9 protein-coding genes are annotated in these 13,748 nt (G+C 71.4%); 4 read left to right on the forward strand and 5 right to left on the reverse strand.

Annotated features, from left to right (window positions below; genetic code table 11):
• The first annotated feature begins 563 nt into the window (after positions 1-563).
• Entirely contained in the window at positions 564-2,402 is a 1,839-nt protein-coding gene (locus ACW9TB_RS39105) for a discoidin domain-containing protein (protein ID WP_472753169.1), read from the forward strand.
• Positions 2,403-2,515: 113 nt separating this feature from the next.
• Here ACW9TB_RS39105 and ACW9TB_RS39110 read toward each other — a convergent pair whose 3' ends face one another.
• From ACW9TB_RS39110 to ACW9TB_RS39120, 3 genes are all read right to left on the reverse strand, one after another.
• Positions 2,516-3,376 (reverse strand): aldo/keto reductase, encoded by an 861-nt coding sequence (locus ACW9TB_RS39110; protein WP_472753170.1) that lies wholly within the window; start codon positions 3,374-3,376, stop codon positions 2,516-2,518.
• A gap of 96 nt (positions 3,377-3,472) precedes the next feature.
• Positions 3,473-5,416, reverse strand: a complete 1,944-nt coding sequence (locus ACW9TB_RS39115) for a serine/threonine protein kinase (RefSeq protein WP_472753171.1) — start codon at positions 5,414-5,416, stop codon at positions 3,473-3,475.
• Positions 5,413-7,419 carry a serine/threonine protein kinase gene (locus ACW9TB_RS39120; RefSeq protein WP_472753172.1) on the reverse strand — a complete coding sequence of 669 codons (2,007 nt, stop codon included), beginning with the start codon at positions 7,417-7,419 and terminating at the stop codon, positions 5,413-5,415. Before ACW9TB_RS39120 ends, ACW9TB_RS39115 begins: the two co-directional genes overlap by 4 nt.
• Positions 7,420-7,799: 380 nt before the next feature.
• Here ACW9TB_RS39120 and ACW9TB_RS39125 point away from each other — a divergent pair, with 380 nt between their 5' ends.
• Positions 7,800-8,687, forward strand: coding sequence for a helix-turn-helix domain-containing protein (locus ACW9TB_RS39125; RefSeq protein ID WP_472753173.1), 888 nt, complete (start codon positions 7,800-7,802; stop codon positions 8,685-8,687).
• 443 nt (positions 8,688-9,130) lie between these two features.
• Complete coding sequence (locus ACW9TB_RS39130) at positions 9,131-10,375, forward strand: MFS transporter (protein ID WP_472753174.1); 1,245 nt, start codon at positions 9,131-9,133, stop codon at positions 10,373-10,375.
• A 51-nt stretch (positions 10,376-10,426) separates the two neighbouring features.
• On the opposite strand, the gene ACW9TB_RS39135 is transcribed toward ACW9TB_RS39130, so the two are convergent.
• Positions 10,427-11,329 (reverse strand): M23 family metallopeptidase, encoded by a 903-nt coding sequence (locus ACW9TB_RS39135; RefSeq protein WP_472753175.1) that lies wholly within the window; start codon positions 11,327-11,329, stop codon positions 10,427-10,429.
• Between the two features lie 332 nt (positions 11,330-11,661).
• Here ACW9TB_RS39135 and ACW9TB_RS39140 point away from each other — a divergent pair, with 332 nt between their 5' ends.
• Positions 11,662-12,489 carry a hypothetical protein gene (locus ACW9TB_RS39140; protein WP_472753176.1) on the forward strand — a complete coding sequence of 276 codons (828 nt, stop codon included), beginning with the start codon at positions 11,662-11,664 and terminating at the stop codon, positions 12,487-12,489.
• Positions 12,490-12,544: 55 nt separating this feature from the next.
• Here ACW9TB_RS39140 and ACW9TB_RS39145 read toward each other — a convergent pair whose 3' ends face one another.
• The gene (locus tag ACW9TB_RS39145) at positions 12,545-13,567 is read right to left on the reverse strand and encodes a zinc-dependent alcohol dehydrogenase family protein (protein WP_472753177.1); all 1,023 of its coding nucleotides are present in this window, start codon (positions 13,565-13,567) and stop codon (positions 12,545-12,547) included.
• Positions 13,568-13,748: the final 181 nt, after the last annotated feature.

Consider the following 13,748-nt stretch of genomic DNA (forward strand, 5'->3'; position numbering starts at 1 on the left):
TTCCCCGGTGCGGGACGGCCCCCCGACCCTCCCGGCCCCTGGCCCCCGTCCCTCTCGACTCCCGCCCCTCAACCCTCCGGCCCCTGACCCTCCGGCCCCTGACCCTCCGGCCCCTGACCCTCCGGCCCTCAACCCTCCGGCCCCGAGGCCCCTGGCCCTCGACCTCGCCTCCGGCCCTCCAGCCTCCGGCCCTCCAGCCTCCGGCCCTCTCGGCCCCCAGGCCCCTGCCCTCGGCCCCACGACCCCGCGCGTCCCAGCGGCGATTCGAGTAGGTGAAACATCGGACCGTTCCAGGTGGACACCCTGCCCCGCGACCCCCGGCTACTCCTCCTGTCGATCTCTGCCGGTCCGCACATCACGTAAAGCCGCACAGTAGGCATATTTTTGCGAAAAGAAGTAGAAACATTGCGGACACCTGTCCGCCATCTTATGGTGTGCACAGCGCCGCTCATCGATCTCTCCGGTGACGGCGTAGCCTCTTCCGCCCCCCACCCGGCTGGATCGCGGTGACCGCATGCCCGCCGACCGCGGCGATCCGGCCCCGCGTGACGAAGGGTCAGCCGATGAAGACATCCGATCGATCCGTCAGCCGCTTACGCCATACCGAGCGACGCGTACAGCTCGTCCTCGCGCTCCTGCTGGCCGCCCTGTGCTGGGCCGGAGCCCAGGCGCCGCTCCCGGCGCGCGGCGCGGCCGTCCCCGAGCAGTCCTCCAACGTCCACCTGTTCTACTACTCCTGGTACGGCAACCCCCAGACGAGCGGCGACTGGCGGCACTGGCAGCAGGGCGGCCACACCCCGCCCAACGACGTAGGCGCCGACCTGTATCCCAGCCTGGGCGCCTACGACTCGGGCGACTACGCGGGTGCCGTCACCAGGCACATGCAGTGGATCAAGCAGGCCGGGGTCGGCGTCATCGTCTACAGCTGGTGGGGCCGCGACAGCTTCGAGGACAGGCTCACCCAGGGCGTGATGGACGCCGCCGCGCAGTACGGCGTCAAGGTCGCCTGGCACCTGGAGCCGTACGGCGGGCGCACGGCGGCCTCCACCGTCGAGGACATCCGCTACATCAACACCCGCTACGGCTCCCACCCCGCCTTCTACCGTGACGCCGAGCACGGCGACCGGGCGGCGTTCTACGTGTTCGAGAGCCTGCGGATCACCGACTGGGCCGTGCTCGACCAGGTCACCGCGAGCAACATCGTGCTCGCCCAGACCACCGACACGTCGAAGATCGCGCACTTCTCCGGTATGTACACCTACGACGGGATCGCCGGAGCCACCGCGCCCGGCTGGGCCAACGCGAGCGCGTACGCCAAGCAGAACAACCTGATCTGGGCGCCCTCGGTGGCCCCCGGCTACATCGACGACCGCGCGGTGCCCGGCAACACCACCCCGACCCTCGGCCGCGCCAACGGCGCCACCTACGACCTGGAGTGGTCCAACGCCCTCGACCCGGCCAAGGGCGGCCTGCCGACCTGGGTCTCCATCACCTCGTTCAACGAGTGGCACGAGGGCAGCTCCATCGAGCCCGCCGACTCCACCCCGCCCGCCGGGTTCGGTTACCAGACGTTCGAGGGCGCGTACGGCAAGACGGGGGCCGCGGCGGAGAACGCGTACCTGGACCGGACGAAGTACTGGGCGACGGAGTTCGAGACCCGCAGGGCCGGTGGCACGGGGGACACCCAGCCTCCCACCGCGCCCGGCGCCGCCCGCGCCGTCCCGGCGTCCAGCACGAGCATCACGGTGGGCTGGACCGCGGCCACCGACAACGTCGGGGTGACCGGCTACGACGTCTACCGCGAGGCGGGCGCCACCGACGTCAGGGTGGGCAGCACCGCCGGGACGTCGTTCACCGTCACCGGTCTCACGCCCTCGACCTCCTACAGCTTCTACGTGGTCGCCAGGGACGCCGCGCAGAACACCTCGCCGCCCTCCGGCACGGTGACCGCGACGACCGGGCCCCCGCCCGGGTGCTCGCCGGGTACCGGTGACCTGGCCCGCAACAAGGTGGTCACCGCGAGCAGCACCACGCAGCACTACGCGCCGGGCAACGCCGTCGACGGCAACGCGAACACCTACTGGGAGAGCGCCAACAACGCCTTCCCCCAGTGGATCACCGTCGACCTCTGCGCGCAGACCACCGTCGGGCGCCTGGTGCTGAAGCTGCCGCCGTCCAGCGCCTGGGGCACGCGCACCCAGACACTGTCGGTGCAGGTCTCACCCGACAACCACTTCGAGACCGTCGTGCCGTCGCGGGGCTACGTCTTCAACCCGGCCACCGGCAACACCGTGACCATCACCATCCCGCCGACGACGAAGAGGTTCGTGCGGCTGAACATCACCGGTAACACCGGCTGGCCCGCGGGACAGCTCTCCTCGTTCGAGGTCTACCCCTCCTAGTCACTCCCCGTACGCGAGCGGCCGTACCGGCACCGAGCGGTGCCGGTACGGCCGGAGCGCGCCCCACCAGGACGCGTCAAGGTCAGGCCGTGCCTGCTAGACCGTGTCGAAGGTCAGGCCGCGTCGAGGCGGGCCAGGTCCTCGGCGGACAGCTTCACGTCGAGCGCGCCCACCGAGTCGCGGATGGTCTCGGGACGCGAGGAGCCCGGGATCGGGATCACCACCGGCGCCTTGGCGAGCATCCACGCCAGGCACACCCGCTGCGGGCTCACCCCGTGCGCCTCCGCGACGTCCGAGAACACGGCGAACCGCGAGCCCAGCTCACCGGCCCGCGAGATCCCGCCCAGCGGGCTCCACGGCAGGAACGCGATGCCCAGCTCCGCGCACAGCTCCAGCTCGGGCTCGCTGGAGCGGAACGCCGGGGAGAACTGGTTCTGCACGCTCACCAGCCGCCCGCCGAGGATCTCGTTGGCCAGCCGGATCTGGCCGGGATCGGCGTTCGAGACGCCCGCGAAGCGGATCTTGCCCGCGTCCAGCAGGTCGCGGATCGCCCCGACCGACTCCGCGTACGGGACCTTCGGGTCGGGGCGGTGGAACTGGTAGAGGCCGATGGCCTCGACGCCGAGGCGTTCGAGCGAGGCGTCACAGGCTTTCCTCAGGTGGTCGGGCGAGCCGTCCAGGGTCCACGAGCCGTCGCCGGGGCGCAGGTGGCCGCCCTTCGTGGCGATCAGCACGTCGGACGTGTCACCGCCGTAACTAGCCACCGCGCGGGCGATCAGGGACTCGTTGTGGCCGACCTCGTCCGCGCTCACGTGATAGGCGTCCGCGGTGTCGATCAGCGTCACGCCCGCCTCCAGCGCGGCGTGGATCGTCGCGACCGAGCGCTGCTCGTCGGGGCGCCCCTCGATCGACATCGGCATTCCGCCGAGACCGATCGCGCTGACCTGGACGTCGCCGATGCGGCGAGTCTGCATGGGAGTTCCTCCTCGGAGATCGGTTGGTACACCTCCACCCTCTCCTGCCCCCGATCGGACTGTCCAACAGGGGTGCCCGGACCGAGGTGGAGCCCGTCATCTGAGCGTGTAGAAGAGGCTGACTTCCTTCAGCTCGGCGGCGGGGCCGTCCGCGAGGACGCGCGCGACCTTCCCGCGCATGTCCAGCATGACGACCTTCGTGGTCTTCTTCCCGTTCACCGTGCCGAGGAAGTGGCGGTCGCCCAGCCAGCCGTTGAAGGTCGTCCCCTTCCCGATCGGGACGACGGCCTTGCGCGTCGCCGTGGTGGCGTCCCACAGGCAGGCGTCGCGGGGTCTCTCGTGGCAGCGGGTCGTGAAGACCGTCCCGAGTGAGGTGGCCCTGACGTCGTCCCTGACCAGTTCGCCCACCTTCGGGACGGTCTTCAGCAGCGTGCCGTCCAGGCGGTAGAAACGGACCGAACCGTCCGGCCCGGAGTGGATGACCGAGGCCGAGTCGGGGCCCCAGAGGTAGTCGGAGCGGTGGTCGTCGTCCCGTACCCGCAGGACGCTGGTCGTACGCGAGACCACGTCCACGATCACGAAGCCCCTGGAGCGCTGCTTCTCCTCGAACCCCTCGTAGATCGTGAGCAGGATCCTCGTCCCGTTCCGGTCCCAGCGGGGGTTGAAGGTCATCAGCGGGGCGTCGACGGTCCTGATCCGGGTCTCCGGCCCTCCCGCCGGATCCACCACCCTGACCAGGTCGGACTCCCCCATGGGCTTGTAGTCCGGGTTGACGGCGATGTGCGCTCCCCCCGGCGCGGCCACGACGGTCATGAACGTCCCCACGAACTTGAACTCAGGGGTGGCGCCCCGCCGAAGGTAGACGGGGTTGCCGTTGGCCCGCCCGCGCGAGTCGCTGTAGCTGGTGACCCACTCCGGGTCGGCCGGGTTCTCCCTCAGGGTGATCTTCGTGCCCGGGATCCGCAGGTCGGCCGTCGAGGTGGTGGGCATCGTCCCGATCGCCGGTTTCGCGGGCGGGGAGGAGGTGGCCTTCGTGCCGTCCGCGACCACCTTCGCGGGCTTCTCCGTCCCCGAGGCCCGGACCGCGAGGACCGCGACACCGGAGGCCGCCGCGAGCGCCAGCGCGGCGAGGGCGGCGACCAGCGGGCGCGAGGCGCGCCGCCGGACCGGCGGGGGTGCGGCCTGCTTCCTGCCCTCGCCGAGCACCTCGTGACCCGTCCCGTACGACGGCCGCTCCGCGGGATGGCCCAGCAGCCGCAGCAACGCCGGCATGGCCGCCGGGCGCGTCCGGGGGTCCTTGGCCAGGCACTCGCCCACCAGCTCGCGCAGCTCGTCGTCCAGGGAGCCGAGGGCGGGCTCGGCGTTCAGGATCCGGTGGATCACCGCGGGCAGCGGACCAGTCCCGAACGGCGGTTCCCCCGTCGCCGCGCACACCACCGTCGACGCCCACGCGAACAGGTCGGCCGACGGCCCCGCCTCGCTCCCGTCGAACTGCTCGGGCGCCATGTACGGGGGAGTGCCGACCAGGTGGTCGGAGAGCGTCGCGGTGGCGTCCAGCGCCCGGGAGATGCCGAAGTCGATCACCCGGGGGCCGTCGCGGGCGAGCAGCACGTTCGCGGGCTTGAAGTCGCGGTGCACGACGCCCGCCCGGTGGATGGCGGCCAGCGCGGTGACGGTCCCGATTGCGAGCCTGCGCAGCTCCGCTCCGCGCAGCGGCCCCCGCTCGTCGATGACCTGGGCGAGGCTGGGTCCGTCGACGTACTCGCTGACGATGTACGGCATGCCGCCGGTCTCGCCGTGCTCCAGCACCTGCGCGGTGCAGAAGGCCTCCACCCGGCGGGCCAGCTCGATCTCGCGGTGGAAGCGCGCCAGGGTCTGCTCGCCGCCGCCCTTGCCGAGCACCTTCACCGCGACCCGCGTACCGGACGGGGACTCCGCCAGGTACACCGTCCCCTGCCCGCCCCGGCCGAGCCTGCCGGTGACCCGGTGCGTCCCGATCAGCTCGGGATCGCCGGGAGCCGGGGGGAGGACCCTGGTCATCCGGCCGCCGCGGTGAAGCTCAGGAAGGCCGTGTCGCCGTTCTTGAGATCGGCGAGCACCCGGATGGACTTGCCGTACAGGTCCACCACCTCGATCTTGGAACCCTTCTTGGCGGGGTTCTGGATGAGCAGGTGGTTGTCGTTGAACCAGCCCAGGATCCGGGCGTCGTCGCGGACGGTGAGCGTGTGGCGCCGGTTGCCGGTCCTGGTGTCCCACACGCACACGGCGTCCCCTTTGGGGCACACCGTGGAGAAGAGCGCGCCCGAGGGGGAGAACCAGCTGGTGGAGCGCGGCTGGCCGACCCAGTGCATCGTCCGGATGACCTGCCCGTTCGGGCCGTAGAAGTCGACCCCGTAGCTCTTGCCGTTGTAGTACCCGCGCGCGACCGAGCCGTCCGGCGCGAACGTGAAGGGGAGGACGTCGGTGCCGATGGACTCGGTGCGCACGTAGGTGGCCCTGCGCGCCGCCACGTCCACCACCACGAACCCGTCGGACTGCTCCTTGTCCGGCTCCCGTACCGACAGCAGGACCTTGGAGCCGTCCTTCGACCACACGGGACTGTGCCCCTCCAGCGGCCGTTCGACGGTCTGCACGTTGAACTGGGTGCCGTTCCTCAGGTCGTGGATCCTCACGTAGTCGAAGGACGACTCGGCGAACTTCCCGAACGGGTTCAGCGCCACCAGGTCGCCCTGCGGCGACAGCACCGGCTGCAGGGCGCTGGTCACCTGCTTGAAGGTCTCCTTGCCCTTCTCCCTGGCGAACGAGGCGAAGGGCGGCTTGGCGTTCAGGTAGCCGCCCAGCCTGACCGTGTCCTTCGGGCTCTCGTGCACGGTGATGCCCGTCCCCGGCAGGACGATGTCCCTGGTGGTTTTCTCCACCGACTCCCAGGGCGCCTCGGTGACGTTCGGGCTGAGCTGGGGCTGGGGGGTGAAGGCCGGGGCGAGCGCGCCCTGCGCGGTGCTCTGTGCCGGGCGCGGGGACGGCGCGGGCACCGGGTCCCCGGACACCGTCAGGTAGACCGTGCCACCGGAGACGAGGGCGACGGCCAGCGCGCCCGCGACCAGCAGCACGGGGCGGGCACGCCGCAGCGGCCGGGTGGAGGGGGTGCCGGGCACCGAGGACGCAGAGGACGCCGAGGACGCAGAAAACCCCGAGGACGCCGAGGACGCCGAGGACACGGAGGGATCGAGGGGCGGCTGGTCGGAGGTGAGGAACCCCCCGACCAGGCGGAGCAGGGTGTCGCTCGCGGTCGGCCTCGACGCGGGGTCCTTGGCGAGGCAGGCCGTGACCAGCCCGCGCAGGTCGTCCGGGAGCGCGCCGAGATCGGGCTCGTCGTTGACGATGCGGTTGACCGTGCCCGACATCGTCCCCGCGTCGAAGGGGGAGCGGCCGGAGGCGGCGAAGACCATCGTCGCCCCCCACGAGAACAGGTCCCCCTCGGGCCCGGGGGAGGTGCCCATGAGCCTCTCCGGCGAGCTGTAGGCGGGGACGTCGACCTTGCGGGTCGTGCTGGACGCGGTCGCCTCCAGCGCCCGCGCCATGCCGAGGTCGATCACCCTCGGCCCGTCGGGGCCGAACACCACGCCGCCGGGACGCAGGTCGCCGTGGACCGTACCCGCCTGGTGCAGGGCGACCAGGGCGGTCATCGTCCCGACGGCCAGCCGGTGCAGCGAGGCCGCCCCCAGGACGCCCTCGGAGGCCACCGCCTCCTCCAGCGTGGGCCCGTCGACGTACTCGCTCACGATGTACGGCCTGTCGCCGTCCACCCCGCCGTTCAGCCCGCTGTCCAGAACCTGTGCCGTGCAGAAGGCGGGTATCTCCCGCAGCGGCTCCATCGCCTCCCGGAACCGCTCGGGGCTCACGTCCGGGGGGAGCAGGCGCACGACCACCCGGTCCCCAGAGGGGGCCGTGGCGAGGAAGACGTCCTCCCCCAGGCGGCCCACGACCTGGTACTCGTCCACGCGTTCGGGATCCCCCGCCCGTACGGGGCCGATATCGGGCATGGTCTGGCTTCCTCTCCGAGGAGTCCATTAGAGATCACTAATTATGAGGATTCGGCATCGTAAAGTGGAGAAGTCAGAAGAAGAGATGAGAACTTCTCCGAACGCCGCGTACGGTTTCCGGCGTGCCCGCCCGGCACCGGAGCGCCGGGACGGCGGGAGAGCGTGAGAGCGGCGTCAGCCGGTAGCGCCGGGACGGCGGAAGGGCAGGGGAACGGCGTCGATCGGTAGCACTGGGGCCACGGAGGCGCATGGGAACGGCGTCAAACGGCTCCGCGGAGTCCGCGTCTCACTGCGAGGGGCGGCCCGGACGTGAAAAGCTTGAGCATTTACAGACTGGCCAGTCGCGGTTAAAGGGAGCGAACTTGCGCATTGTTCGGGCGATGAGCGAACAAGCCGACGGTCAGAACGTGGATCACCGGCAGGCCGGTCCCACCGTGGTCCGCATGCTGGTGGGGGCGCAGCTCCGGCGGCTGCGCGAGAACAGCCACATCACGCGGGAGGAGGCCGGGGAGGCGATCCGCGCGTCGCACTCCAAGATCAGCCGCCTGGAGCTGGGGCGGACCGGCTTCAAGCAGCGCGACGTGGCCGACCTTCTCACCCTCTACGGGGTCGTCGACGACGGCGAGCGCGCCCCGCTGCTCGCCCTGGCCGCGCAGGCCAACAGGCCCGGCTGGTGGCACGCCTACGCCGACGTGGTGCCCTCCTGGTTCGACGCCTACCTCGGGCTGGAGCAGGCCGCCTCACTCATCCGCGGCTACGAGGTCCAGTTCGTCCCCGAGCTGCTGCAGACCGAGGACTACGCCCACGCCCTCATCCGGCCGGCCTGCGCGGGCGCCCCCGAGTCCGAGATCGAGCGCCGCGTCGCCCTGCGGATGGAGCGCCGGAGGATCCTCACCGGGCAGGAGCCCGCCGCGCTCTGGAGCATCGTCGACGAGGCGGTGCTGCGCCGCCCCGTCGGAGGGCCCAAGGTGCTGCGCGACCAGATCCGGCACCTCATGGAGATCGTCGAGCTCGGCCACGTCACCCTCCAGATCATGCCGTTCCGCGCCGGGGCCGCCGCCGCGGCGGCGGGACCCGCCACCATCCTGCGCTTTCCCGAGGGGGAGCTGCCCGACGTGGTCTACCTCGAACAGCTCACCGGCGCCCTCTACCTGGACAAGCTCGCCGACGTCGAGCGCTACTGGCACGTCATGAACCGCCTGGGAATCGAAGCCGAGCAACCGGCCGCGACCGCGGCCCTCCTGCACCGCATCCTCAAGGAGACGTGAGGCTTTCACGGGGGGCTCGTGGGGCCGTACGGAAGGCGCATCCTCAAGGAGGCGTGAGGCCCTCGCGGGGGGCTCGTGGGTCTGTGGTTCGTGGGTCTGTGGTTCGTGGGCTTACGGGTCGCGGGTCTGTGGTTCGTGGGTCTGCGGGTCGCGGGCTTACGGGTCGCGGGCCCGCATGGGAGCCGCATTCTCAAGGAGGGCTGAGTCGCTACGGGGTTCTCGCGGCGCGTAGCGGGTGACCTTCCAGGTGCGGGGCACGGGCGACCGGTTCACTTAACCGAAATAGCCGAAATAGCGGTAATGGCCGGAATGATGGTGAACGTGATTCGCGTTTCGCCTGGGTGACCGCGGATACGACAGCGCCTGATGGGCAGAGCCGGGAGAGCGTGTCCCCCGGCACGCCGATGTCCACGATGCTCGACGATCGTGATCAGGAGCCAAGCATGCCCGTCCGATCACCGGCGCCTCCCCGGGTGGCGCCGGAGGCGTCCCGGCGCCGGGTCTCCCCCGCCACGGGGTTCTGGCTGGCCGCCGTCGCGTTCGCGGTCCAGATGGGGTTCGGTACCGCGCCCACCCCGCTGTGGCCGCTCTACCAGGTCAGGGACGGGTTCGGCGCGACCACGGTCACCGTCGCCTTCGCGGTCATGGTCGTCGGTTCCGCCGTGAGCTTCCTGGCGATAGGCCACCTGTCGGACCGGTTCGGCCGCCGTCGCGTCATCGTGCCCGCCCTGCTCGTGGCGATCCTCGCCGCCGTCGTCCTGACGGTCTGGCCCGCCCTGCCGGGACTGCTGCTCGGCCGCCTGCTGACCGGCGTGGCCGTCGGGCTGATGGCCTCGACGGCGACCGCGTACCTGCACGAGCTGTACGCCCGGGCGCACCCCGGCCGGACCGGCTCGTCCACGCCCGGCGTCGTGGCCACCGCGGCCAACCTGGGCGGCCTGGCGCTGGGCCCGCCGGTCGCCGGGATCGTCGCGGAGTGGGGACCCGCGCCGCTGGTCACCGCGCAGGCCGTCTTCGCGGTCTCCATGACCGTCATGGTGGTCCTGGTGCTGTTCGCGCCGGAGACCGTCGACGTCGCGCGACGGGCCCGCGACCGGCCCGCCAGGTTCGCGCTGGGAACGGGCGGAGGGGTGGTCTTCGCCGCGTCCGCCGCCCTGGGATTCGTCGCGTTCGCCGTGTTCGGTCTCATCTCCTCGCTCGGCGCGATCATGCTCAGGGACCAGCTGGGCGTCACCTCCCCCTTCGTCTCCGGGGTCGCGCCGTTCCTGATGTTCGGCGCCGCGGCGACGGCCCAGATCCTCCTCGGCTCCCAGCCCGAGGGGCGGCTCTCCCGGCTGGGCGCCCTGTCCTTCCCCGCCGGGCTGGCCCTGGTCGCGCTCTCGCTCTACCGTCCCGGGCTCTGGCTCTACCTGGTCGCGCTGGTCCTGTCCGGGGCGGGCGCGGGCCTGCTGTTCAAGGTCGCCGTCGGCTGGGCCGCCGCCGTCGCGGCACCGCACTCCCGCGCCGGGGTGCTGGCGGTCTTCTTCGTGATCTCGTACGTCGGCATGGGGCTGCCCGCCATCCTGTTCAGCCTCGCCATCCAGTCCTTCACCCCGCAGGCGACGATGATCGGTTTCGGCGTCGCCCTCTCGTCCGCCGCGGTCGCCGCCCTGCTCCTGGCCAGGCTCTCCCGGCGCAGGAAGCGATGAGGAGGTACGGCTCACGCCGGGGGCGCGAGCCGTACGAAGACAAACGGGTGGTCAGCAGTTGCGGATGACGACGCCGTTGTTGTCCTTGGCCTCGTCGTTGCCCCAGCGGGACAGGTAGTAGGCGGACACGTACTGGTTCTGCCAGGGAGAGCCGGAGTCCAGATCCGTCCTGAGCCACCAGCTGTTGTAGTCGGAGCCGACCCGGACCTCGGGCCCCCGTACCTTGCAGTAGACGTAGTTGGTCCCGGCGTTGAGGGTGCCGGTCCGGGTGCCGCCGGGGGAGGAGTATCCGGGGGCGGCGGCGAAGGTGTCCACGTAGTACTTGGACGGTGCCGGGGGAGGGGTGCCGCCCCCGCAGGCGTTGTTGCTCGTCACGTTGCGGTAGGTCTGGTTGTTGGCGGTCCCGTACGTGGTCCCGTTGAACATCGGGGTGACCCGCTCGGCGCCCGCGTACCCCCACGTCGCGCTCCCGTCCCCGTTCGCGTCGAACGCCTGCTCGTAGTGCAGGTGCGGGTGGTTGTTCGCGGTCGGGCCCGTACGCCCGACCTGGCCGATCGTCTGGCCCGCCGCGACGGTGGCGCCCGCCCCGACGGCCCGGGACTGGAGGTGGAGGTGCGTGGTGAACCAGCCGCCGCCGTGGTCGATCTGGATGACGTTTCCGGCGTTCGAGTGGTAGAAGGACTGGTTCACCCGCCCGGCCGCGGACGCGACCAGCGCCGCGCCCTCGGTGCCCACCTGGTTCGGCTCCTTCACCATGTCGAGCGCGGGGGCGTGTCCCCACGAGTCGAGCCGCCACTGCTGGCCGCACGGGAAGGGCAGCTGGAACGTGGGACGTGCCGCCGTGCCGGTCCCGGCGGCCGACGCCGGGGCGGTTACGGCCAGCGCGGGAACGAGGGCGGCCGGTGCGAGCACCGCGAGGAGAAGGGAGCGCCGCAAGATGGGCAAAACCGGCATGAGGATCCTTTCAAGAGATGTTCGCTGATCTCGTCGCGGAAGGTGGTCTCGTTCGCCGTGGCGCCGCCCGAACGGTCACCGGAGTGCCGCCCGGACGGTCACCGGGACCACGGCCCCCCGGCAGCCTCCCGCCACCGGTAAAGACGGTCATCAATGAAGCACGGGACGGCCGGACGGGACAGGGATATGGCCGGACTAACCGTTCAAAACAGCATTTAAGTAGGTGGAAGCGTTTGTTCTGAATCGGTTGACCCGATATCCCCGGCCCCGGCATGATCAGTTCGACCCTCGACCGGCCGATGGTGGCACCAGTCCCGAAGGGCCCTTGACACGTGGTTGTCAGCGACGATCCGAAGTTCTCGCCCGATCCCGAGCAGGCGGGAACGTGGCCCGAGTTCACCGAGAAGCTCCGGGAGCTGCACGTCTGGTGCGGCAAGCCGAAATACGCGACGTTGTCGAAGACGTCGGGGCTGGCTCCGTCGGCGATCTCCAACCTGATCGGGAGGAATCCGCTCAGCCGCCCCCCGGAGGCCGCGACCCTCCGTCTGGTCGAAGCCTGCCTGGCCCACGGCGAGAGCACTCCCAGGACGGTTCAGGAGCAGTCCCGCCGCTGGCAGGACGCCTGGAAGGCCCTCGCCGCCGAGGAACCAGCCACGGTTCCCCCGGTCGCCGAGCCGAGGAGGGAACGGCGCCGGATCGCGATCATCATCGCCGCCGCGGTGGTGGTCGTCGTGGCGGGTGCCGTCGCCGGAGTCTGGGCGCTGTCGCGTTCCTCGGACGACCCTGTCGCCGCCGGGCCGCCGACGGCCGATGCCGGGAACACGGCGCGATGCGTGAACAAGACCTCGTCGATCAGGGACACCCGTACGGACCAGACCTGGCAGGGCCTCTTCGAGTGCTCGAACACCCCGGGGTCGGACGTGTACGAGCAGGCCGGGCAGGGAGAGGTCGTCGGCCGTCTTGAGTCGAACCCCAGCTGGTTCGTCTGCTGGAAGCGAGGCGAGCGGCACCGCGGCGGCAACGACGTCTGGTACTACACGCAGGGCGACTACTCGCTGGCCAAGAAGGAACTCAAGGCGTGGGGCTTCATCCCCGCCGTGAACGTGCACACCGCGACCGACCCCGACCCGGTCATCACCCGCAAGTGCGCCTTCGACTGAGCCCCCGCACCGGGTTCCCCCGCCGGTTTCTCACGCCGTACGGGGGCGGCGCGCGTCAGGGGGAAGGGAGCGTCAGGACGGCGGCGCCCTCGACGCGGCCCGCGGCCAGGTCGGCGAGGGCGCGGTCGGCCTCGGCCAGGGGGTAGGGAACCGTCGTCACCCGGGGTGGGTGGAGCGCGGCCAGCTCCAGGTAGGCGCGGCCGTCGGCGCGGGTGTTGGCGGTGACGCTGCGCAGCGTGCGTTCCTGGAACAGGTGGCGCTGGTAGGTCAGAGCCGGGATGTCGCTGAGATGGATACCGGCCACCGCCAGGGTGCCGCCCCGGTCCAGGGCGGCCAGCGCGACCGGCACCAGCTCGCCCACCGGAGCGAACAGGATCGCCGAATCCAGCGGTTCGGGCGGGGCGTCCGCGGCGTCGCCCGCCGAGGCCGCGCCCAGGGTCATGGCCAGCTCCCTGGCATCGGCCGAGCGGGTCAGCACGTGCACGGTCACACCCTGGGCGATGGCGATCTGCGCGGTCAGGTGCGCCGAGGCGCCGAAGCCGTAGATGCCCAGGCGCCCGCCGGGCGGCAGGTCGCTGCGGAGCAGGGCCCGGTAGCCGATGATCCCCGCGCACAGCAGCGGCGCCAGTTTCTCCGCGGGCGTGTCGTCCGGGAGCGGGTAGGCGAAGTCCTCGGGAACGGTCAGGTATTCGGCGTAGCCGCCGTCGGCGTCCCAGCCGGTGTAGGCCGAGTCGGGGCAGAGGTTCTCCGCGCCCCGCAGGCAGTAGCGGCAGTGGCCGCAGGTCGAGCGCAGCCAGGCCACGCCCACCCGGCTGCCCGGCGTCAGCCGGTCGGTGTCGGTGCCGGTGGCCATCACCCTGCCCACGGCCTCGTGGCCGGGCGTGGTCCTCGGGCGTCGCGGCCGGAGGTCGCCCTCGGCGAGGTGCAGGTCGGTACGGCAGACCGCGCACGCCTCGACGCGGACCAGCACCTCACCGGGCCCGGGGGAGGGAACCGGGACGCGGACCGGCCGCAGGGGGCGTGAGGAGATCGGCCCGGGGCGGCTGACGACCCAGGCGTCCATCTCCGAGGGAATCACGGGCGGCTCCCGAGGTGACGAAACCGCTGCGGGATCGGTCCCCGACGTGCGGCGCGGAGAAAACGACCTCTCGCGGGGGTCGCGGGTATCTCCCGAGGTGACGGAATGACCGGTCCCTGATGTGTGGCGCGGAGAAAACGACCCTTCGCGGGGGTCGCGGGTACTTCCCGAGGTGACGGAA

The organism is Streptosporangium sp. H13245, assembly GCF_055690525.1.

Excerpts from the sequence above, each read along its gene's own strand:
- ACW9TB_RS39120 (WP_472753172.1), bottom strand. The coding sequence starts at position 7,419 with ATGCCCGATATCGGCCCCGTACGGGCGGGGGATCCCGAACGCGTGGAC.
- ACW9TB_RS39130 (WP_472753174.1), top strand. The coding sequence starts at position 9,131 with ATGCCCGTCCGATCACCGGCGCCTCCCCGGGTGGCGCCGGAGGCGTCC.
- ACW9TB_RS39105 (WP_472753169.1), top strand. The coding sequence starts at position 564 with ATGAAGACATCCGATCGATCCGTCAGCCGCTTACGCCATACCGAGCGA.
- ACW9TB_RS39110 (WP_472753170.1), bottom strand. The coding sequence starts at position 3,376 with ATGCAGACTCGCCGCATCGGCGACGTCCAGGTCAGCGCGATCGGTCTC.
- ACW9TB_RS39125 (WP_472753173.1), top strand. The coding sequence starts at position 7,800 with ATGAGCGAACAAGCCGACGGTCAGAACGTGGATCACCGGCAGGCCGGT.
- ACW9TB_RS39115 (WP_472753171.1), bottom strand. The coding sequence starts at position 5,416 with ATGACCAGGGTCCTCCCCCCGGCTCCCGGCGATCCCGAGCTGATCGGG.
- ACW9TB_RS39135 (WP_472753175.1), bottom strand. The coding sequence starts at position 11,329 with ATGCCGGTTTTGCCCATCTTGCGGCGCTCCCTTCTCCTCGCGGTGCTC.